At 38.4% G+C, this 23,028-nt stretch carries 19 protein-coding genes; 6 read left to right on the top strand and 13 right to left on the bottom strand.

Annotated elements, in window-relative coordinates; translation table 11 throughout:
• Window positions 1–32: 32 nt before the first annotated feature.
• Window positions 33–1,493 (top strand): LptF/LptG family permease, encoded by a 1,461-nt coding sequence (locus tag ACF3OC_RS03580; RefSeq protein ID WP_094255299.1) that lies wholly within the window; start codon window positions 33–35, stop codon window positions 1,491–1,493.
• A gap of 67 nt (window positions 1,494–1,560) precedes the next feature.
• Here the strand turns inward: ACF3OC_RS03580 and ACF3OC_RS03575 are convergent, their stop codons facing one another.
• The 3 genes from ACF3OC_RS03575 to ACF3OC_RS03565 all read right to left on the bottom strand — a co-directional run bounded on the left by ACF3OC_RS03575 (window position 1,561) and on the right by ACF3OC_RS03565 (window position 7,782).
• Window positions 1,561–3,975: an outer membrane beta-barrel family protein gene (locus ACF3OC_RS03575; protein WP_094280119.1), complete on the bottom strand. Its 2,415-nt coding sequence runs from the start codon at window positions 3,973–3,975 to the stop codon at window positions 1,561–1,563.
• A gap of 52 nt (window positions 3,976–4,027) precedes the next feature.
• Entirely contained in the window at window positions 4,028–5,230 is a 1,203-nt protein-coding gene (locus ACF3OC_RS03570) for a PepSY domain-containing protein (RefSeq protein WP_094280120.1), read from the bottom strand.
• A gap of 80 nt (window positions 5,231–5,310) precedes the next feature.
• Entirely contained in the window at window positions 5,311–7,782 is a 2,472-nt protein-coding gene (locus ACF3OC_RS03565) for a TonB-dependent siderophore receptor (protein WP_094280121.1), read from the bottom strand.
• Between the two features lie 74 nt (window positions 7,783–7,856).
• Between ACF3OC_RS03565 and ACF3OC_RS03560 the strand changes: the two genes are divergently transcribed.
• The 3 genes from ACF3OC_RS03560 (at window position 7,857) to ACF3OC_RS03550 (ending at window position 11,868) form a co-directional block, all read left to right on the top strand.
• Window positions 7,857–8,870 (top strand): AraC family transcriptional regulator, encoded by a 1,014-nt coding sequence (locus ACF3OC_RS03560; protein WP_094255303.1) that lies wholly within the window; start codon window positions 7,857–7,859, stop codon window positions 8,868–8,870.
• Between the two features lie 251 nt (window positions 8,871–9,121).
• Window positions 9,122–10,333: a bifunctional 3,4-dihydroxy-2-butanone-4-phosphate synthase/GTP cyclohydrolase II gene (locus ACF3OC_RS03555; protein WP_094255304.1), complete on the top strand. Its 1,212-nt coding sequence runs from the start codon at window positions 9,122–9,124 to the stop codon at window positions 10,331–10,333.
• A 101-nt stretch (window positions 10,334–10,434) separates the two neighbouring features.
• A complete protein-coding gene (locus tag ACF3OC_RS03550; RefSeq protein ID WP_094280122.1) occupies window positions 10,435–11,868 on the top strand; it encodes an NAD-dependent succinate-semialdehyde dehydrogenase in 1,434 nt (477 codons plus the stop codon).
• A gap of 11 nt (window positions 11,869–11,879) precedes the next feature.
• Here ACF3OC_RS03550 and ACF3OC_RS03545 read toward each other — a convergent pair whose 3' ends face one another.
• The 6 genes from ACF3OC_RS03545 to ACF3OC_RS03520 all read right to left on the bottom strand — a co-directional run bounded on the left by ACF3OC_RS03545 (window position 11,880) and on the right by ACF3OC_RS03520 (window position 16,206).
• Entirely contained in the window at window positions 11,880–12,386 is a 507-nt protein-coding gene (locus ACF3OC_RS03545; protein ID WP_094280123.1) for a hypothetical protein, read from the bottom strand.
• A 10-nt stretch (window positions 12,387–12,396) separates the two neighbouring features.
• Entirely contained in the window at window positions 12,397–12,948 is a 552-nt protein-coding gene (locus ACF3OC_RS03540) for a CopD family protein (protein WP_094280124.1), read from the bottom strand.
• A 128-nt stretch (window positions 12,949–13,076) separates the two neighbouring features.
• Complete coding sequence (gene hemE, locus ACF3OC_RS03535) at window positions 13,077–14,102, bottom strand: uroporphyrinogen decarboxylase (RefSeq protein ID WP_094255728.1); 1,026 nt, start codon at window positions 14,100–14,102, stop codon at window positions 13,077–13,079.
• Between the two features lie 11 nt (window positions 14,103–14,113).
• Window positions 14,114–14,629: a hypothetical protein gene (locus ACF3OC_RS03530; RefSeq protein WP_094255308.1), complete on the bottom strand. Its 516-nt coding sequence runs from the start codon at window positions 14,627–14,629 to the stop codon at window positions 14,114–14,116.
• 4 nt (window positions 14,630–14,633) lie between these two features.
• Window positions 14,634–15,341 (bottom strand): response regulator transcription factor, encoded by a 708-nt coding sequence (locus ACF3OC_RS03525; protein ID WP_094255309.1) that lies wholly within the window; start codon window positions 15,339–15,341, stop codon window positions 14,634–14,636.
• Window positions 15,331–16,206: a sensor histidine kinase KdpD gene (locus ACF3OC_RS03520; RefSeq protein ID WP_094255310.1), complete on the bottom strand. Its 876-nt coding sequence runs from the start codon at window positions 16,204–16,206 to the stop codon at window positions 15,331–15,333. The genes ACF3OC_RS03525 and ACF3OC_RS03520 overlap by 11 nt, the downstream gene beginning before the upstream one ends.
• A gap of 120 nt (window positions 16,207–16,326) precedes the next feature.
• On the opposite strand from ACF3OC_RS03520, the gene ACF3OC_RS03515 reads away from it, so the two are divergent.
• Window positions 16,327–17,028 (top strand): YjjG family noncanonical pyrimidine nucleotidase, encoded by a 702-nt coding sequence (locus ACF3OC_RS03515; RefSeq protein WP_094255311.1) that lies wholly within the window; start codon window positions 16,327–16,329, stop codon window positions 17,026–17,028.
• Window positions 17,029–17,049: 21 nt separating this feature from the next.
• Here ACF3OC_RS03515 and ACF3OC_RS03510 read toward each other — a convergent pair whose 3' ends face one another.
• The 4 genes from ACF3OC_RS03510 to ACF3OC_RS03495 all read right to left on the bottom strand — a co-directional run bounded on the left by ACF3OC_RS03510 (window position 17,050) and on the right by ACF3OC_RS03495 (window position 21,896).
• A complete protein-coding gene (locus tag ACF3OC_RS03510; protein ID WP_094280125.1) occupies window positions 17,050–18,159 on the bottom strand; it encodes an SGNH/GDSL hydrolase family protein in 1,110 nt (369 codons plus the stop codon).
• Window positions 18,159–18,977, bottom strand: a complete 819-nt coding sequence (locus tag ACF3OC_RS03505) for a DUF1080 domain-containing protein (protein ID WP_094280126.1) — start codon at window positions 18,975–18,977, stop codon at window positions 18,159–18,161. Before ACF3OC_RS03505 ends, ACF3OC_RS03510 begins: the two co-directional genes overlap by 1 nt.
• A 58-nt stretch (window positions 18,978–19,035) precedes the next feature.
• The gene (locus tag ACF3OC_RS03500) at window positions 19,036–21,525 is read right to left on the bottom strand and encodes a TonB-dependent receptor (RefSeq protein WP_094280127.1); all 2,490 of its coding nucleotides are present in this window, start codon (window positions 21,523–21,525) and stop codon (window positions 19,036–19,038) included.
• Window positions 21,526–21,614: 89 nt separating this feature from the next.
• Window positions 21,615–21,896 (bottom strand): ATP-dependent Clp protease adaptor ClpS, encoded by a 282-nt coding sequence (locus ACF3OC_RS03495; RefSeq protein WP_094255315.1) that lies wholly within the window; start codon window positions 21,894–21,896, stop codon window positions 21,615–21,617.
• Between the two features lie 68 nt (window positions 21,897–21,964).
• Between ACF3OC_RS03495 and ACF3OC_RS03490 the strand changes: the two genes are divergently transcribed.
• Window positions 21,965–23,014 (top strand): 3-oxoacyl-ACP synthase III family protein, encoded by a 1,050-nt coding sequence (locus ACF3OC_RS03490; RefSeq protein ID WP_094280128.1) that lies wholly within the window; start codon window positions 21,965–21,967, stop codon window positions 23,012–23,014.
• Window positions 23,015–23,028: the final 14 nt, after the last annotated feature.

Raw genomic sequence — 23,028 nt, 5'->3', positions numbered from 1 at the left:
AGGATAGATTCAAATGGTGATTTGAAAATTACATGAAAAAAGTAAACTTACTCATATTACAAGCATTTATTAAGCCCTTCTTGGTGACTTTCTTTATCGTCATGTTTGTACTATTGATGCTGTTTTTATTCAAGTACATCGATGACCTGATTGGGAAAGGGTTTCAATGGTATGTAATTTTGGAATTATTGGGCTACCAATGTGCTGTACAGCTTTCAATGGCTCTCCCACTATCCATGTTGCTTTCCTCGATCATGACCTTTGGAAACTTGGGTGAAAGCTATGAATTGGTCGCTATTAAAGCTGCGGGAGTATCCCTACGTAAAGCAATGACCCCATTATTTGTTGTGGTAGGCTTATTCAGTGCTGGTTCATTTTTCTTCTCCGATTATATCCTGCCGGTGGTTAACTTGAAAATGGGCTCTTTACTGTACGATGTACGTAAGAAAAAAGCCGATTTCTTTATTAAACCCGGTGTTTTTAATAATACTATCCCAGGCTATTCTATCCGTGCAAAAGGCAAGAGCGAAGATGGAACTACTTTAAAGGACTTGATGATTTATGAACATCCTTCAGGTGGTACTGCTACTAATGTCACCTTTGCCAAGGAAGGATTTATTCAGAACTCTGCGGATAATAATTTTATGGTTCTGGAATTAAAAGACGGCGTAAGATATGAAGATGCTCGGGTGGAGAATGCCAAAAGGTATGACCCTCGTCAGCAATTTACACGTTTTAGATTTAAGGAAACGACTACCAAGTTCGACATGGGAAGTTTCCAGATGAATAGAACAGATCAGGACCTATTTCGTTCTCATCATCAGATGCTGAACCTGAAACAGTTAAAGCTATATTCTGACTCCAATAAAATTTACATCGATAGTTTGCAACGGATCAATTCTTTGGAGGCCAAACGTTATGTAAATTATTACTCCCAATATTATCGGGAAAATGGACCTAAGAAAACTAATTCGAAGGTCAGCATGCCTGATCTTGAAAAAAATGGACAACTGAGGATGGCGATTAACAATGGTCTGAATCAGGCTCGACAGATCAAGGACATGGCGGCCAACCGCGAGGCTGAATTTATGCCCTATGCGGAAAAAGATATACGCTATGACATTGAATGGCATAGGAAATTTACACTAGCCGTATCCTGTTTGTTGCTCTTTGGTATTGGGGCTCCACTTGGTGCCATTATCCGTAAAGGTGGTCTGGGACTACCCGTAGTAATGGCGATTATTTTCTTCCTGATCTATCATGTTATTGCGACCTTGGCGGAAAAAGCTGCCAAAGATGCCAGCTTAACACCAATGTTGGGAATGTGGATGGCAATCATTGTCCTCACCCCGCTGGCTATTTTCTTGACCTATAAGTCAACCTCGGACTCCGCATTATTTGATGCCGACCAATACAAAATGAAAGCCCAAGCAATCTGGAATAAAATTGTAGGTTTCTTTGTCAAAAAGAAAGAACTCAAAAGACCTTCTTAGTATAATATAATTACATTGTAAATAGAAAAGGGCTTCATCATAGAAGCCCTTTTTTCGTTTACCAAGTTTAATTCCCACTCCTGAGCCTATTCTGTTCCTCACTCTCCTTCCTTCTCTCCTTCCCATTGAAATCTTTTCCCAATTTGATGCTCGCAGAAAATATAAAAGTCCGCGAATCTAAATCAAAATTCTGATTCATCCGAACACCCGAAGCATGCGATTCTGTCCGATAAGTCATTGTTTTAAAAATGTCATTCACGGCAAATTTCAATGAAATCTTATCATTCCAAACATTCTTCATCAAGCCGGATGAAACAAAACCAAAGCCTTTTCTACGAAATACACCATCTGATTCCGCTGAATTATACTGGCCATTTAACTCAATAGACCATTTCTTCGGTAATTTGAAAATATTATTCGATTGTAGGGAATAGGACCAAGATCTATTATTGATAGCCTCCTTATTGAACTCCCCAAAGAAATGATTCTCAAAGACATTGGCATTATTGATACTGGTCCAAAAACTTAATGGACTATAGGAATGATTCAAATTGACCCCTTTATTTCTGAATCCCTCAATATTTGAAATTGAACGAATGGTAACATTCTGTTCCGGAATTTGAGTCAACACACTGGTCATGACATCCTTCACACTGGTATAATAAAGGGAGGTATGTAAGTTCTTTCCGAAACTATAATTAAATTCAAATGCATTGGCCATCTCAGGTTGCAATAATGGATTACCTTCATAAAAAACAAAAGCATCCACATAGTATCGGAATGGATTCAGATCATCATAATCAGGCCTGTTTATCCGCTTGCTATATGAAAACTGAACCTGATGCTTATCGTTTATTTTCTTACTGATTGCTGCACTTGGGAACCAATTGGTATAGGTTCTTTCTTGTTGTTTTTGACTGGTCAATTGCTTGCCCAATGAAAATGTGTTCTCCGCACGTAGGCCTGCCGTAATATTCCAATCCTCATATTCTAAATGATAATTTAAATATCCCGCATGAATATGCTCCTCATAGAGAAAATGGTTACTGGTGGTCTCGTCGCGAACCCAATCTCCTACTCGCAGGGTATCATTGATCGCGTTATTATCCGCATTCACAAAACTACTCTTCCAGCCAACTTCTAACCGCTGATGCTCATTGATATGTTGCAGGTAATCAATTTTCCCAACATATAACTTGCTTATCGAAGGGGTTTGATTTTTTCGTCTCGACTCGAAAGCATTCTGAAAATCGGTTTTCTGAAAATCAGAAATCAAATTCTGATCCGATTGATAATCTCCATACAGGTATTCAAAATCCGCCGATAAGACACTGCCCTTGTCTCCAATCTTTTGTTGCACATTCCCCATAACGGTCTGGGTATTCCAATGGCTCACATTACTATTATTGGTCAAGGAGTTGGAAATTAATTCATCGTTACTGAACAGTATATTATTATATCCTTGGTTGAAATTCTTATAGGTTCCAAAACTCCCCGTCCAACCAATTCCCAAACTTAGTTTTTCAGTAGCCTGATAATCAACTCCTATTTTGGCATTATTGGTTTCCAAGGGTTCATTGGTATCCGAATATTGAATGGATTTCCGTGGAAACGTCTCGTTTACGTTTTTTTCAAAAAAACGATTAAAGGTGCGGTACTCGCGTTCCCCACGATAACCTTTATCATAGCCAACTAAAAAGTTCCAACTGTTTCTTTGACTATTTAATGTAAATCCGCCGCCGTATCTGGCTTTCCGACCGGCTCCACCGTAGCTGTTGACAGAAAGATTGAACCCTGATTTCTTCTCATTTTTCATGACGATATTAATCATCCCGCCCAATCCTTGCGCATCAAATTTGGCGGAAGGATTCGTAATAAGTTCAACACTTTTAATGGAGGATGAAGAGGTTCCTTTCAATAAGGTGGCTAAGTCTTTTGGAGATAGATAAGATAATTTACCATTGATCATGATAGCAACATCGGATTTGCCCCGCATACTGATATTCCCATCATCATCCACCTTGACAGCTGGCGCTCTTTGTAGGATTTCTAATGCGGTCATACCATCCGCAAGGATACTTTTTTCAACATTGATCACCATTCGATCCGAGAAGCGTTCAATAAGCTTCCTCTCGCCTTTGATCTCAATTTCCTCCAAAGTTTGGGCCTGGGGTAAAAGGGTAATAGTACCCAGATCAATACCGCTGGAACCTACCTTCAATCCTGCTTTTCTATAAGTTGAATGCGCCAAATGTGAAATATGAACATCGTATTCCCCTTCGGGAACATCTATCCTAAATTTACCTTGTTGATTGCTGGATGTTGATTTTTGAAATTCAGTATGTATTGATTTTAATTGTACACTAACTTGATGAATAGGTTCGCCAATATCATTTTGCACAATACCCTGAACCTGGTTCTGAGCTTGGACAATGATAGAAAACAACAGAAAAATGCTGCATAATTTGAATTGTAACTGCATGTAAATAGATTAAAATGAAATGATTTATTGTTGCTTTCATAGGTATGATATCTTAAGCTCTTGATACTTTCTTTTTCTTCTTTCTTCGACCCCACCAAATCAGAAATCCGGTTATCGGCAAGGAGGTCGCTATTATTCCCGCAATAAAAGTGGATAGTTTCCCAAACTGGCCCCACCATTGCCCCATATGCAGTTGCCAGATATAATTCTCCACCTTTTCATGTACTACATATGGCTGCTCAACATGAAGTGCTTCACCACTATATCGATCATAAATCTCCATATCTAAATTCTCCGTACTTTTCAATCCTGAAACACCCATCTGAAATACATAGGCTCCGACTTCTTCGAGATTGTAAACCCATATCGAAGCATTCTTCTGTTCAGGATTTTTCTGCAAGGATTGATATGCAAACTGTGCAAAGTCTAGCGAGGTCTTTTCTTCCTGTACTTTTGGTAAAGCCTCTTCCATATGTTCCGTGGAGCCCCCAAATGATTTAATAATCACATCTCCTAGGGAATGGAAAAAGATAATGATGCCTGTTGCACTTAAAATGAAACATAACAGCAAGGAATAAAACCCATACACATTATGTAAATCGTAGTTTAGACGTTTGAACCTTGCCTTCCACTTGATGGTAAAACTGTCTTGTCTGGTCTTCTTGGTCCATCGTTTCGGCCACCATAAAATCAATCCTGTAATACAACTGATAAAGAAAATAACCGTGGAGACCAAAACTACCCAAGCCCCAAAAGTTCTATTCAGCAAGTTTGAATGCAAATGAGCCATCACATAAAAGAAATGCCCAGTATAGTCCACCTTGAGTACTTCAGCCGTATAAGGATTGAGATAAATAAAGTTTAATTTCTTGCTATCATCATGAAATGCACGCACTCTGACGGATCGATTCGGATCATTGAAGAAAACCATTTGGGATAGCCTCAATTTAGGATCTACCGCATGAATAGCATTAATCATCTGTTCGGCCGTGGCTTTCTCCTTTCCGACTTCCACATACCGGGCATCTCCTGCTGTAAAGTCTATTATCTCATCGCAATAAACAATGATGGTGCCCGTCAAACAGACAAACACCACAATTATTCCGGAGACAATGGATGGCCACAGGTGTAGCCAGGCGTTTATCTTTGTAAACCAACTTTTGCCTTTTTTCTTCGAAGGTCCAGAAGGTTTTCTCCCTTCTTCTCCAACAGCTGGCTTGAGCCTTGGTTTTGTTTTCAAATCAATGTTTTGCATCTTGGTATGTTATCTATTGGTTTTAAAAAGTAGCTACCGCAGAATAAATCCTGCAGTAGCTTAGCATTAGAAAAATCAAATTAGAATTTGAAAGAAAGACTTGCTAAAAACTCAAATGGTCGTTGTGGTTTCCCATATACATCCCAGTATTTTATATTAGCGATATTGTTGAATTTCAACCCAACCCGATATTTCGGTTGATCATAAAATGTAGTAGCATTAATGACTGTATACTCTGGCACATAAAAGTCATCTTGCATATTCATCAAGACATCGCCTACATAGTTCAGTCCTGCACCGAATCCTAGTCCTTTGACCCCATTGTCTAAAAACTTATAGGAGGTCCAGAAATTCGCCACATGCTTCGGGCTCCATGCATCTCGCTTGCCAACTTGATTCTCTGCAGCAATCACATACTTGCTATCATTATAGCCATAGCCAGCAATAATATTCCAGCCTCGAACCGGACTCGCAATAATATCTACCTCTACTCCTTTACTGGTCAGTTCTCCGTCTTGAACACTCACTCCTGGAATAATCGACCTTAACTTATCTTTAACTGTAATGTTGTAATAACTCACGGAAGCATTTAGAAGACCATTGAACAATTCCAATTTGGAACCAACTTCAATCTGGTTGGCTTGTTCGGGTTTCCATTGTTTTAATATAGGATCTGATTCTGGATCACTCGGATTGGACAATCCTTGGGAGGCACCAATATTTGAAAAACTATTCATATAGTTTGCAAACACCGAAACCTTATCTTTTATCGGCTGAAATACAATGCCGAACTTCGGGGATACATTCACTTGTGAATACCCTTCTTCTACTTCAAAGAAAGGCTCCGTAGCTTTTTGCTCAACTTTCCCTTGTTCATTGATAACCTGTGGCTGCCCTGGATTATAGGATGTCAAATCGTTCTGACGAAACGCATTTACGCGAGCACTTAACATCACAAATAAGCGATCTGAAATATTAGTCACATTGGAAATATAACCACTGATCACCCGATAATTGCTTTCATCCAAGCCATCGCCATAACTACGCTTTGGCCTTGAAGCATCGACCTCTGCTTTGGTCAAGGGCTTCCAATATTGATCCTTAACACTCACCGTATCATAAATCGCAAAGTAAGGCACCATATATAAATTCTTGTCTTTGAAGAATGTTGCATCAGCACCAATCAAGACTTTATTACTAAGCGAACCTATATTATAAGAACCATTGAAATTCTGCTGAACGGCAGTAAAATTCATACTGTAATCATCAAAAATTCGATAGCGGCGTTCTACCCGATTATCATCCACAATCATGGGAACCATAAATATGGAACCCTTATCTCCTGTGTTATTGTAAAGGAAGGAAGTCCTTGAAGACCAATTCTGAGAGATCTGATACTCAATCTCAGCCCCAATATTCACGTTTGTCCGATTGGTGGCAATATCATCAGACGTAAATGACCTATCATATGGCATTCCATATTCTTTCATATTGGAATAGGAAAGCTTATTCGTGTTTCTTAAAAAGGCAACCAAGGGTTTGGTTGTATTATACACATCGGCATCCAATCGAACCGTTGTTTTACCATTGGCCTTGAACAATAAGCTTGTTGCGAATCCCATAGCTGTGGTCTTCCCTTCATTCTGAAAACCATTATTGGTCATCCCCAAAACATTGAATCGACCCAATGCCGTCCTGTCTGAATTCAATGGAGTATTCACATCAGCTGTTATCCGGTTCATTCCAAAACTACCCGTCGTATAACTTACCTCACCACGTAAGGATTCAAAAGGTTTTTTGGTCACATTATTAATGATACCACCATAGGAAGAAGATTGAGCTCCAAACAAGGTGGCAGATGGACCCTTTATCACTTCAACTTTTTCGAGGTTAAAGATTTCTGAAACCGCTCTCGATTCAACAGGCATACCATTCCGCACCATATTGGAACCTCCCTGATTAGTATTGGAGAATCCACGCATTAAAACACCATGCCCACTATCATTCACGCCATTCGCAATGACCGCCCCTGGTACTTGTGCCATTGCCGTAATATAATCCGTAGCCGATGTTTCCATCATCAAGTCTTTTGTAATGACGCTATAGGCCTGCGGATTCTCTAGATTCGCCAAGGGCATCCGAGCAATATCCTGCGTTTCTTTCCTCGCAAATTTATTCCGTTGTATATCCGATACAATGATTTCACGTAACTGTGTTGACTTTGATTGAACCGTGATTCGATCTAATTTTGTAGCTTCTCCTGCTTGAACCTTAACTGCAACTGTTGAAACGGTATAATTCGCATAGCTGACCTCTAGGATATAATCACCTTTTGGCGCAGTTAATTTGTATTCTCCTTGCTCATTTACCGAAGTATTAAATTTTGTGTCTCTCAATCGGATGGATGCATAAGAAAATGGCTTCCCATCGATGGTAAACACCTCTCCTTCAATCGTTCCGGTCTGTTGTGCTAATAGTAATGCTGGTAATGAAAATAATATTAAAATAGTCAGTGTGATTTTAATATAATGGTCTGTTAACTTAAATACCATATATAAACTTATTTAGATTAATTAAAAATAATGGTGCAAAAGTATTACATTTGACCATGCATCGATAACATAGCGTGGAAATTCAACAACAAATAAGGGATAATATCAAAACAGTAACGCTCCATGAATTATATGGAAAAGAAGAATTAAATGATTTGTTAACCGAGGCGGATAACAACCATGTAACCAATGGTTTTGATCTAAAATTGGTAAAGAATGAATTTCTGGAAGGCCGCTTAATGAAATATAATGACGATTCCATTTCGGTCAGTTATCAAGAATGGAACCTGTTAAAACCTTTCAAATTAAGAGTAAAACATAATTCACAACTCATCAAGGTCCAGTTTGAAATTGAAGGCTATTCACATTTTGAAAGCCTACAACAGGATTTTATTATTATCCCCTCCAACCATTATCAATTTATCAAGATTGAACATACGGATGGTTTCCTAACTTATAACTGTCCTCGAAAAGTCCTGGATATTTACATCGAGCCTAATGAACTTTTCAAATTATTAAGAACCCAAGGATTTTCTGACCTTCAACTTAAAGAGCATTTCCTTTTACAGAATTATACCTTCTGCAAAAAAGCAATCATCATTAATCCGAAGCAAATGCAACTGATTCATGAATTATTAAATCATCAATACCAAGCGGAATTTGCCAAGCAGTTTATTCGGATCAAAGCAATGGAATTAATGATCACGGTATTCTCAGGTGCAACGAATAGTATCAATCATCCTAAATGGAACCAGAAGGATATCGATCAAATCCTTGAAGTCAAGAATTTCTTGGATGAAAATTTCCATCAGGAATTGACCTTTAAAATCTTGACCAAGAAATTCGCCATCAATGAATTCAAACTCAAGAATGCTTTTAAGGACTTATTTGGCGATACTGTCTTCGGTTATATTCGTAGAAATAAACTCCGCAAAGCACATGAATTATTGACAAATTCAAACCTCGAAATCAAAGAAATTGCTTTCCTAACTGGTTTTAAATATGCGCATCACTTCTCCAAAGTGTATACTGAATATTATCATATTAAACCCAGTGAGTACAGGAATCAAATAAAACCTAAATTTTGAGTATTGTGCGGAATAGTTTATTTTTAAAAAATGATTGTATAAACATCTATCATAACAAACAAATCAATTATTATAATAAAACATCAAATCATATCGGATAGGTGCTCCTTGGTAAACTCAAAATATTATTCTTTCAAAGAATTCAAATTGGAGATCCTTGCCAAATATGAGTCTTGAGGATAGTTTTTATGACAACTTGCTTATAAAATAATGGTTATTAAGCCCTACCTTTGCACTAATATTTAAAACAAATGAAAATTCAATTAAATACGATTGAAGAAGCAATCGAAGACATAAAAGCTGGAAAGGTTATCATTGTAGTAGATGATGAAGACCGTGAGAACGAAGGGGACTTTGTAACCGCAGCCCGTAATGCCACTCCAGAAATCATTAATTTTATGGCTACCCATGGTAGAGGATTGGTATGTGCTCCATTGACTGAAGAGCGCTGTAGAGAATTAAACCTTGGTTTAATGGTGAACAACAATACCGCAGTGTATGAAACGAACTTCACTGTTTCTGTTGACTTGCAAGGCTATGGTTGTACTACTGGTATTTCAGCCTCTGACCGCTCGAAAACAATCAAAGCATTAATTGACCCTAATATTAAGCCTGAAGAATTAGGTCGTCCTGGTCACATCTTCCCTTTAATCGCCAAAGATGGTGGGGTTTTGCGTAGAACTGGACATACTGAAGCTTCAGTGGATTTAGCGCGTTTAGCGGGCTTTGAACCTGCTGGAGTATTGGTAGAAATCCTGAAAGATGATGGCGAAATGGCTCGTCTTCCTGATTTAATCAAAGTGGCTGAACGATTCGACCTTAAAATCGTCTCTATCGAAGATTTGATTGAATATCGCTTAAAACACGATACTTTAATTAAGGAAGAAGTAAGTGTAGATATGCCAACCGAATGGGGTGATTTCAAAATGAAAGCATTTACCCAAAAAAATACCGGCGAACAACACTTGGCTTTATATAAAGGTGAATGGGCGGAAGATGAACCTGTATTGGTCAGAGTACATAGCTCATGTGTTACAGGTGATATCTTTGGATCTTGCCGTTGTGACTGTGGACCTCAATTGCATAAAGCAATGGAGATGATCCAAAAAGAAGGTAAAGGTATAGTTGTTTATATGAATCAAGAAGGCAGAGGAATCGGCCTAGTGAATAAACTACACGCTTATAAACTTCAGGAAACTGGAATTGATACCGTGGATGCAAATCTTCAATTAGGTTTCAAACCTGATTTACGCGACTATGGTGTGGGAGCACAAATCCTTCGCTATATGGGTGTAACGAAAATGCGTCTTATGTCTAATAATCCAACAAAACGTGCTGGATTAATCGGCTATGGCTTAGAAATAGTAGACAATGTGCCTATCGAAATTGTACCTAACAAGTACAATGAAGAATACTTGAAAACTAAAAGAGATAAAATGGGTCATACCCTAAGCAATCTCTAAAAATACAAAGTGGAGGTCTTGGGACCTCCATTTTTTTTAATAACATCCAACAGCACCGATAAACTATCGGCCTTCCTGATTGTTGGAATAATAAAATCACTATGAAAAATCCCTTATTAATTCAAAAGGCTTATTTTAACGGTTCTTTCATCCAATCTGATAAAACATTTGAAGTCATTAATCCTTCAACTTTAAAACCAGTGGGCAACCTGCCTGACTTAACAGTTAAAGATTGCAAGAAATTTATTGATAGTGCCCATAAAGCTTGGGATTCTTGGAAAAATACACCTGTTGGTGAGCGTTCTAGAATTCTAAGAAACTTATATAATTTAATCAATGAGCATAAGCAGGAATTGGCAGAGATCATGACTCTGGAAAGTGGCAAACCAATCCGGGAATCACTCACTGAGGTGGACTATGCAAACTCTTTTATTGACTGGTTTGCCGAAGAAGCAAAACGTGCTTACGGAGAAACTATTCCTTCTCTAGCTGGAAATGCCAGAATGCAAACCATCAAACAATCTGTTGGAGTGGTTGCTGCTATTACGCCTTGGAATTTCCCATTGGCTATGATTACCCGTAAGGTAGGTCCTGCTCTAGCAGCCGGCTGTACCGTGGTATTGAAACCTGCATCTCAAACGCCATTCTCAGCAATTGCATTGGCAAAATTAGCAGATCAGGCTGGGGTACCTAAAGGTGTCCTGAATGTTATCACTTCGAAAGATAGCCGTGGAATTGGTAAAGAACTCGCAACCAATGATAAAATCCGCAAAATATCTTTTACAGGTTCAACCTCGGTTGGACAAACCTTAATGGAACAAGCAGCATCTACCATTAAAAAAATATCACTTGAACTTGGTGGTAATGCACCATTCCTGGTCTTTAATAATGCTGATATTGATAAAGCTGTAGAAGGTGCTGTTGCAGGTAAATTTAGAAATACCGGTCAGACTTGTGTATCCATCAACCGATTCTATGTTCAGGAAGATGTTTATGCTGAATTCACTAAAAAACTAAGCGCAGCGGTAAAAGCGTTGCAGGTTGGAGATGGATTAAAGAAAACCTCCCAAGTAGGTCCATTGATCAATGCTGAAGGTCTAGAAAAAGTGGAGGAACATGTTCAGGATGCTTTGGATAAAGGGGCAAAAATTGAAACGGGTGGTAAAAGAATCAAAGGCTTGTTCTACGAACCTACTGTATTATCGAATATGCCTAATCACAGTTTGATAGCCTCTGAAGAAACATTCGGACCTGTCTGTGCTTTATTCAAATTCAAGACGGAAGAGGAAGCTATTAAATTAGCAAACGATACGCCATTTGGATTGGCAGCATACTTCTTTAGCCAAGATGTAAATCAATGTTTCCGTGTTGCAGAACAACTTGAAGCTGGAATGGTCGGTGTGAATACTGGATTGATCTCTAATGCTTCTGCCCCATTTGGTGGAGTTAAACAATCTGGATTAGGTCGAGAGGGATCTAAGTACGGATTGGATGAATATATCGAAGTAAAATACATTTGTTTTGGAGGGAATTAACCTCCAAAACATTACCAAATATGATATCGTAATCCCAACATGATATAATTGGGTTCAGTTACCTCATCCTTGAACTGATATTTTACTTTATAACCCGTATAAAGGGATAAATCTACCGTTGGAAAGTAATAACTGATTCCTACCTGTCCATTAACCTTGGTAAAGTTCTCTTTTCTACGCATAGGCTCCTCATTATCGCCATCTACAGAATAATCATAAGTGAAAAATTCATGTCCTAGACCTGCGCCTAAAAATACATTGAAATTGGATTTCTCCTTGTTCAGGATACTGACCAAATAATCAGCTCCAACTGCTAATAAATCTCCACGACCGTGAAATTGTGCCTGTATAGACTGCCTATTGGTAAAATCATACTTCCCCTGAACCCCAAAGCTGGCATCATAGGATGGATCGTCCAGTTTCAAATCACTATATAAACCAAATGCCCAATCATGTTCCTGAGCTGTTGAAAGTAACGGCAGCATAATAACTCCTACAATCCAAAGTAATCTCTTCATAACATAAATATTAATCAACTTGTTCACCCTTACTTTTACGGTACTTTTTGTAAAGTTTGACAAGTATCATGAGTAAAATTCCTAATCCAAAAATTCCGAGAACTCCAAATACCCAACCTATGGTTGACTTTAGAATTACCAAAAAGACAATAGCAAACAATATAATTGTAGATACCTCATTCCACATTCTCAACTGCGTGGAGGTCCAGCTGGAAACTTCATCTCTCAATCGATACATAATCTTTTGAGAAATAAAATGATATGCAATTAATGCGGCCACAAAACCTAATTTCACCTGCATCCAACCCGCAGATAATAATCCCGGATTGAGATGAAGCATCACTAGGGCTGAAATTACTGCTATATACATGGAAGGAGTCGTAATAACCCACCATAGCCTATTCTCCATAATCACAAATTGCTTATGCAATACCTGATACTCAACGGCTGATTTTTTCTTGGCCTCGGTGTGATAGATAAACAACCTAGGCATATAGAATAACCCAGCCATCCAACAGATTACAAAAATGATATGTATTGCTTTCGCGTATAGATAGACCATAATTTCAATTAATTCTCAAAAATAAAAATTAAATCAGCAATTACTGACATGAGCAAGTAATGAATTCACTGTTTAAACGAAAGGAGCTGACACTTAGTGACAGCTCCTTTCGTTAATATTTTAAATGCTTAGTATCTGAATTCCTTAATGGTTTCAACAGCATATTTCACGTTGTCAAAAGGAATATCAGGCATGATACCGTGACCTAGATTAAAGATAAATCCATTCTCACCACGCATACGTTCAAACAGATCTAAGATCTTTTTCTTGATCACAGGTTTGTCTGCATAAAGTACAAATGGGTCAAGATTTCCTTGAACAGCCATATTGCTTGGTAAAGACTTTTTGATATTCAATAAATCTGCATTCCAATCTACTGATACAACATCAGGTTGCGCTTCAGCCATAACTGGTGCAAATACCGAACTACCTTTACAGAAAGAAATGACAGGAACATCTTTTCTATTCAATCTAGAAATAATGTATTTATTGTATTTATGGGAGAACTCATGGTAATCATTCCATGATAAAGCCAATGCCCAGCTATCGAACAATTGTAGTGCATTTACTCCGGCTTCAATCTGCATGTTCATGTAGTTCACCGTTACATCAGCAATTTTTTGCAAGATGGAATGCGCCAATTCCGGTTGATTGTTCAACAAGGTTTTTGTCAATTTAAAATCCTTGGATGATCCACCTTCTACCAAATAACTTAAAATGGTAAATGGTGCTCCTGCGAAACCAATCAATGGCACTTTTCCGTCCAAACGTCCTTGGATAACCTTAATGGCATCGCCTACATATTGTAGTTTATCCAAACAATCCACCGATAGATTCTCGGCATCTTGAACAGTTCTTATCGGATTGGAGAATCGCGGACCAACACCTTGTTCAAAGGATAGGTCTCCCCCCATAGCCTCGGCCGTAACCAAGATATCCGAAAATAAAATAGCTGCATCAACACCTAATAGGTCTATTGGCAGCATGGTAACATCTGCGGCAATCTCAGGAGTTTTGCACATCTCCAAGAAAGAATATTTGTTCTTGATTTCCCAATATTCCTTCATAAATCTTCCTGCTTGACGCATCATCCATACTGGAGGTCGTTCCGTAGGCTGCGATAACGCAGCGCGAATCAATAGATCGTTCTTCAAATTTTTGTCCACTACTTATTCTTATTTACTTCGTTTTGTATTTTCTCTATTATTGACTGCTGTCTCGCAGTTAGTCTTAATTTACCAGCTAAATCTAAATAAGCCTGAACACGCTCGTAATCATGTTTCCTTAAATTGATATTCGCCAAATTAATCAACACCATCCCCTTCTCATTGTCCTTGCGCCATGGTAATCGCGATGCTAACTGAAAATGATACTCAGCCTCCTCAATCCGCTCTTCCTTCAACGCAATATTGCCCATCATAAACTCATAAAAATTCCTTCTCCCTTTTCGAAGCTTATCCGGATTCTTGATATCCGCCAGCAACCTTTTGGTCTTCTCGTAATCTTGTTTGTGAAAAGCTTGTGTCGCCAAATAAACATTGCCTTCTTTTAAATAGCTCCATACTAAGTAGGTAATCCCTCCAAAGATGTAAACCGCAATATTATAATGCTTGGCATAAATGGCATACAATAGAAAAGCAATCGCAATTGCGATCACTATTTTTCGAGCTTGATTGGTCATCTATTTAGTTCGAGTTGTCTGTAAACTTATATCCAACACCACGAATGGAATGGAAATAAATTGGATGTTTTTGATCAGGTTCAAAATATTTTCTAAAAGTCAGGATAAAATTATCAATGGTCCGTGTTGAAGGATAAACATCATAATTCCAAACCGTCTCTAAGATTTGCTCACGGGAAACAGCCTCATTTCTACGTTCAATCAACAGTTTTAGCAACATCGTCTCTTTCTTCGTCAAGGAAGTGATGCTACCATCTGCATGATGTAGTTCAAAGGAGTTAAAATAAATTGTTTTATCACCAATGGTATAAGAATTCAACTCTTTCAAGTCTTCCCCTTTCATACCACGGCGGATTAGATTGCTCACGCGTAGAATCAATTCTTCCAAATTGAATGGTTTTACCAAATAATCATCGGCACCTTTTTTCAATCCGGTAATACGATCTTCAGAACTGTTCTTGGCAGTCAAAAACATAATAGGAACTTCAGAATTCTGAAGCCTAATGGTTTCTGCTACCTGGAAGCCATCAATCTCAGGAATCATAACGTCCAAAATAATTAAATTGAAACGCTCCTCCTTAAATATTTTTAATGCTTTCTTTCCATCTGTAGCCGTAGTAACACGGTATCCCTCAAGTTCTAAATTTAACTTGATAGCTTCTAACAGATGCTCTTCATCTTCAACTAATAGTATTCGTTGTTTAGTTTGCATAATTTTCAAAAATAACTTCAAAGATGCTACCTGTAGGCGTATTATCCTTTACGCGGATAGTAGCATTGTGTTTTTGTAATACTGTCTTAACAATATATAAACCCAAACCAGTTCCTTTAGTTTTACGGGTCGATTCACTTCCTACGCGATAAAACTTATTAAAGATAAGTTTTTTTTCATCATCCGGTATTCCTTCACCATGGTCCGTTACCGAAAATAAAAGGTTATTTCCCTGTTTTTTCAACTTCACATAAACCGTAGCACAAGGTGGTGAATACTTAACCGCATTCTCTATCAGATTCGTAATAACATTGCTGATGGCAAACTTATCTGCCTTTAACTCAATATTCTCCTCCAAATCAAATTTAATGACTTGGGATTTGCAGGCATTCTTCTGTAGTCGATCAACAATCTGCTCAACTAATTCAGTAACATTAAAAGCCTCCTTTGGAAGCTGATAGGCCCTATTCTCTAGTTTTGTGGTCAATAAAATATTCTCCACTAAATCATCCAGACGTTCAATATCCTTCAATGAATTGGACAAGAAAACCTTTTGCTGTTCCCGATCTAAATCTCTTTTTAAGATAGTCTGAATATAAAGCTTTACCGAAGCTAAAGGAGATTTCAATTCATGAGTGATTGCCAAAAGAAAATTTTGTTGCTGTTGACTGATCTCATGTTCTCTTTTTACATATTTCTTAAGCTTTAAAGCACCCCAAATAAAAATCAATAGGAATATCAGTCCTTCACCAATAATCATCCCCTTGCGGTCTGGTTCAAACTTTACCAAAATAAAGCCCCACCATAACAATTGGGTAATCGCATAAAAGACAAGAAAATAAAATAGAAATAAAGCTTTCTTCATATCTGTTGATTACTGCGCAAATGTACTCAAATACGGCCTTATTAGAAAGTTAGCCCAACTTTATGACAGTAAACTTAGATTCCCGGTTGATACAGCAAGCATTAGCCCGTATATTTGCACATGTTCAATGATAAAAAACATCTATTTTTCGATTTAGACCATACCATTTGGGATTTCGATAGAAATGCTGAAGAAACATTACATGAACTTTATTACAGGTATTCCTTTGACGATTTGTTCAATTCCCCAACTTCCAATCAGTTTATCGCCACGTATACAGAAAACAACCATAGACTTTGGAATCTGTATCACCATGGGAAAATTGATAAGCCGACCCTAAGGAAACTTAGGTTCGCAGATACATTTAGTCAATTGGGCGTAGACCCCGAACTTTTCCCGCTGGCATTTGAAGAAGAGTACCTTGAAATCTGTCCAACGAAGAAAAACCTTTTTCCGAATGCACATGAAACCTTAACTTATCTTAAGGATAAATATACCTTACATCTGATTTCAAATGGATTTAAGGAGGCCTGCGAAAAAAAATTGGAGCACAGTAATCTTGCTCCTTATTTTGAAACGATTGTGATCTCTGAAATCGTCGGTATCAATAAACCGGATATCCGAATTTTTCAACATGCCCTAAACAACGGAAAGGCTAATAAAACTGAAGCTGTGATGATTGGGGATAACCTGGACGCGGATGTCAGAGGTGCTCAAAACGCGGGTCTTGAAGCGATCTTCTTTAATCCATTCGAGTTGGAGAAACCCGATGATGTCAATCACATGATCAAAGATCTTAAAGAATTACAGCAGCTTTTCTAAGAAAAAAGCTGCTATATTTTTTTACTTCATAATTCTTTTCAAAAGCTTACTATAGGCTTTCGCTATTTTTTCCATCCCATAATCATTCGGATGTGCATAGTCAACCGTAGAATTATTATCCAATCCTATTTCTTTCTCCGATAGCCAATAAAGATTTTTATCTCCATTTTTTTGCAGAGCTTTTACGGCTTTCTCAGCCACTCTGGATCGACTTTGATAATCTGCATTGCTTTTCAAGTTTAAAACGGCTGGAACCTCACTTGAACTATGTGCAGCAATGACGATTGGCGTTTTAGGATGGACCGCACGAATCGTTGATACAGCATTGTCAATCAACCCAGTCAATTTTCGTTCTCCGTCTTCTCCAGAAACTGATAGATTAGGAATACAATCCAAAATAAAAACAGCAGCATCCTCTTGCTTGATTAAATCCAGAATTGGTTGTTCCAACCGTCCATTACCACTGAATGCCAAGTTGATGACTTCCTGATCAAAGTCTCGACCTAACCAATTCGTCCAACCCAAACCTGGTCTAGAGGCACAAGCTCCTTGCGCAATGGAAGTTCCATAAACAATGATGGGTTTGAGGTCAGCATGATGAAATTCCAACTTTTCATTTGCTGAAACGCCAATTTCCATCCACTTTACCGCATTATAGAGTGGAAGATACAATCGATAGATATTATTCGGGTGTTGACCATAATCCTCATAGGTGTAGGAGATGGTATCTTTGAAATTATATTTTCCATAAATCCATTCCCAGGACTTCGAATCTGAAGCTTTGGTATATAGATCCAAGCCACTCACTCCAGTTGTTGGCATATGGGGCATATTCAAACCCTTGGATACTTGATATCTTACTACAAATGACTTCGCAGAAGTTTTAAATTCAAGATATACACCGGCTCCATCCTGTCCGAGATTCCAAACGGGCTCTCGCACCTCCCCTTTTAAATTTAAGGGTAAGCGGGCATAACCATCCGCTGTCTCAACAGCCTTGACCCGTCCTTCCAATGCTTTCGCTTCCAAAACATCGTGCCATTTGGTTTCTTGACTATACCCTAAGATCGAAAGGATACAAAAAAGAGAGCTCAAAAGGCTCTCTTTCCAATATTTATTGAGAATAAACATTATAATTCTTTTACAGTGATATTTCTTAACCAAACATCATCACCGTGATCTTGGAATCCAATCACACCTGATTTTGTCTTACCACCAACATTATTCAATAATTCAAATGCCAAAGGCCATTTTTCCTTGCTGAATTTACTTGCTTCCAATAATTGGGTCCATTCTGGAGTCCACAACTCATACTCAACAACTTTTTCATCGTTTTGGTAATGAGTCACTTTACCTTTGTTTACCACAATTTTAGCTCTATTCCACTCTCCTGCTGGGAATGCATTTTGAGGTTTTGCCGGAATCATGTCATATAAAGATGATGATTTACGGTTTCCATCAACCCCTGCTTTCGCATCAGGGTGGTTCTCATTGTCCAATAATTGAAATTCTGGACTTGAAATATAGATCGGTTGATCTTTGATTTCCTTCGCTAAGAAGAATGTTCCTGAATTTCCAGCTTTTGAAATCTTCCACTCAAATTCCAATTCAAAATTCTTGAAATCATGAGCGAAGATCAAATCGCCACCTTCCGGGTTTTGAACACCTGCAGGCGCTTTAGAAAATTTCAAGGTTCCGTTATCAATTGCCCATTTGCTAGGAACATGGTCCTTACCATAGCCTCTCCAGCCATTTAGTGAAGATCCATCAAATAAAACGTATGCTCCTGAGGAGTTCTTTTTAAAATCTTTTAGGGATACTTTAGGCAGATTCAGTACTTCATAGGCAGGAACATCCGCTCCCTTTGACGCTGTTGAATTCTTTGTAGCACAAGAAGCAACGGTCAATCCAATCGCGCCCATTAATACATACATAAAGTTTCTTTTCATAGTATAAAGTTGATTAAGTAAAAGTCTAATTTAATTATTCTTATCGTAAAATCAAGTATTAAAATTGTTGCCCACCCATATCATCCATATCTGGACCTTGCTGTTCTCTGTCTTTTCTACCAAAATTCTGCAAGCCAAATCTATAGGTAAAGGATAAGGTAATCATACGTTTCATCCAACGGTGTGAAAACTGCATATCTCTGTTTGGCAGGTAATTATGCATCTCAAATTTACGCGTGTTAAATGCATCTCTAACATTTAACATTAAGCTACCCTTATTCTTTAACACGTCTTTTTTAATGGCTACATCTACTCCACGCATAGGCTTCATCTCTCCTTGCATGGTTTTCATCCCACTTCTATAGTCGCCACGTACCTGTGCCGAGAAGGTTGGTGTAAATTTGAAATTGGTCGTTAAATTACCGTTCCAATTGAAAGATTCTCTACCAACTAAACCTAAACCTGCTTTTGGATGAAAAGTCATATGCGATAAATTCGCATTAGCAGTCACATCCCACCATTTGGTCAAGTTCACCTTTGTGATCAATTCAAAACCCATCGCATCCAGGTCGGAAGCATTTTCCCATTTCATATAGGTTACATTCGTACGATCACCCACAATGTCTGAAATCAAATTCTCATCATAAATTACAGGTTGTGTCTGATCATTCACACGACGATAAAATACTGAGGATATAAAATTCCATTTATCATAGAATTTTGAAAAGCTCAATTCTGTTGCATGAATATCTTCAGGAAGTAGATTAGGATTACCCTGACGATAATTCTGAACATCCGAAACATCTATAAACGGATTCACTTGCCATCCTCTTGGACGTTGAACCCTTCTTGAATAACTTAATTGAACCTTATCACCCTTGCCTTGACCTACCGAGTAACTCAAGAATACACTTGGATACAATCTGAAGTAATCCAGTTTCCCCTGGTCTTTTTTAATAACTGACGGGTTATCTAAATCATGTGAATAGATGTTTGTATTTAAATTCGCCTGCTCAGCCCTCAATCCCAATTGTACACCTAACTTTTCCGTTAGCTGTCTTTGATAATTCGCATATAAAGCATGAACTGTACTGCTCATATCAAAATCATTGGTAATCCGATAATCTGGAAGAAACTGTTGAGTAAGGGAATCTAATTCCTCCGAGTATTGACTCTCATCGGAATACCTAAGAATACTGCGATATCCAGCTTCAAATTTATGGTTCTCACCAAATGGCAACACATAATCCAATTGCATATTCCAGTTCTTGCCAGTTTCAGAAGTATTGTTAACTCGCTTTAAATCCGCATTCCCATTGGCAAAGGTTTGATGAAAATCATTCACCCCATCTTCTGTATCATATCCAAAGGAAACATTCGCCGTCAATTCTTCACCTTCGCGCTTTAGTGTACGCTTGAAATCAGCTTGTGCATCAATCCCTAAATCATCTTCATTTTGTAAGGAATTACGAAAACTGCTATTTCCCAATCCCGGAACATTCCAGTAATTGTAGTTAATATCATTCCCACGCTCATTATCTCTTAAACTTAAATTTGTCGTCAAACTTAAAGTCGTCTTATCATTCATATAATAGTCAGTACCCAATCGAACCGTATGGTTATACCCTAATCGGTTACTTTCTTCAAGACTTTGCGTTCTTGGACTCTTATCCGTAATGCTACCATTGATATAATCAATATTATCAGAAAATCCACTTCCCAAGCTATTTCTTCTGCTGAAGTTGTAGTTACCAAAATAATTCACCTTCCCATCTCTATAATTCAAGGTAACTCCGGCATTGGCATTCTCATACGATCCTCCCGATGCATTCACCGAACCATTTAAGCCTAAACGAGCATTTTTCTTTAATATAATATTGATAATTCCTGATTGACCTTCAGCGTCATACTTGGCTGATGGATTGGTGATGATCTCCACTTTTGCAATCGCATCCGCAGGTAAGGATTGTAGGAAGGAATTGATATCTGAACCTGCCATTGCGGATTCTTTTCCATCCACTAGAAAACGGACGTTGGTCGAACCTCTTAAGCTGACGCTACCATCGGATTCCAATTGCAGCGTTGGAACATTCCCCAATAAATCCTGGGCAGAACCACCCACACTGACCATGCTCTGGGAAACATCGAAGACTTTCTTATCGATCCCAATTTGCAAGTCCGGAACTTGGCCTTGAACGACAACTTCTGAAATCTTCTCCCCCTCTTCGGCCAATACAATGGAACCAAGATTAATATTATTGCCCGCAGATACCACAAAATTATTCCGGGTATAGGTCTTAAATCCAATATAGGTAACCTGAAGATTATAGGTCCCTGGATCTACATCAGATATAGAAAAAGTACCATTGGAACTGGTTTGTTGACCGCGAATATAGGCGTTATTTACTGTTGACAATAAACTCACACTAGCACCAATGGCTGCGGAGCTGTCCTGTTCCAAAATACGACCTTGAATATCGACTTTCTGGGCAAATAAAATAATAGGAATTAATAAAAATAAACTGCTGAAGGTTTTTTTAAGTAGCATCTTAGAACTTTCTTGTGATTTAAGCCACAAAGTTGCGCATTAATTAAGAAAGTTAAATGCACGTAACTGCATTATTACGAGGGGGAGAATTATTCTACAGAAACCGTCAGCCCTTCAGTTTTAAGGATTTTGCGATAGACCTCAACTTCGGTAAATGAACCTTCGAGAATGGTACATTTCCCTTTGGTATGAACGGTCCATGCAATTCTGGAGGCTTCTGTTTCCGAGTATTGAAGGTAATGCATCAGGCAATGGATGACGTGTTCAAAGGTATTGAAATCATCGTTCCACAAAATTAACTTGTTTGAATCTTTGGTCACCGCCAGGATTTCTTCAAGGGTAAATGTTTCTTGTTCAACTTCAACGCTCATAGAGCAAAAATAGCTTATTTTTCAAATAAATCAGTATTTTAGCTGAATTGTTTATTAAAGTTAGACCTATGTTTCAATCAAAAATCGCGGGCTTGGGATATTATGTTCCCAAGAACGTATATACCAATAATGACCTGACACGATTCATGGAAACCAGTGATGAGTGGATTCAGGAACGTACAGGTATTAAGGAGCGTCGATATGCCAACAGAATTGGGGAAACAACCACAAGCATGGCGGTTGAGGCTTCTAAGATCGCTATTGAAAGAGCAAATACCACTGCTGAAGAAATTGACTTTATCATCTTTGCAACCCTATCTCCAGATTATTATTTCCCAGGTTGTGGCGTTCTGTTACAACGTGAAATGGGGATGAAAGAAATTGGTGCCCTAGATGTTAGAAACCAATGTTCAGGATTTATCTATGCTCTTTCTATCGCCGACCAATTTATTAAAACAGGTATGTACAAAAACATCCTGGTTGTCGGTTCTGAAAAACATTCCTTCGCACTTGACTTTTCAACGCGAGGGCGTGCAGTTTCTGTCATCTTTGGGGATGGTGCTGGCGCAGTGGTTTTACAACCGAGCACAGAAGAAGGAAAAGGCATCTTAAGTACACACCTTCACTCTGATGGTGCCGAAGCTGAGAAATTAGCTATGTATTATCCTGGTGCTTCTGCAGGTTATTACCTAGGCGATGCTATGCCTAAGTGGCCAGATGTAGAGCTGGGTGAAATGCTAATGACCAAAGAAATGTTGGACGATGGTTCAGCATTCCCTTATATGGATGGACAAGCCGTATTCAAAAAGGCTGTCGTTAAATTCCCGGAAGTCATTGGCGAGGCGCTTGCTCAAAATAAATTGAAGACCACGGATATCGACATGCTAATTCCGCATCAGGCTAACTTACGGATTTCTCAATTCGTACAGAAGACCCTGGGATTAACGGATGACAAAGTATTCAACAACATCCAGAAATACGGTAACACAACTGCCGCATCGGTGCCGATTGCACTTTGCGAAGCTTGGGAAGCCGGAAAAATTAAAGATGGTGACCTCGTTTGTCTGGCAGCATTTGGTGCTGGATTTACTTGGGGATCTGCATTGATACGCTGGTAATCATTCATTAACCG

Source organism: Sphingobacterium cellulitidis, assembly GCF_043187465.1.
Lineage (GTDB): Bacteria > Bacteroidota > Bacteroidia > Sphingobacteriales > Sphingobacteriaceae > Sphingobacterium > Sphingobacterium cellulitidis.
Note: the sequence above shows the minus strand (reverse complement) of the source record. Positions and strands in the feature narration are given on the sequence as shown.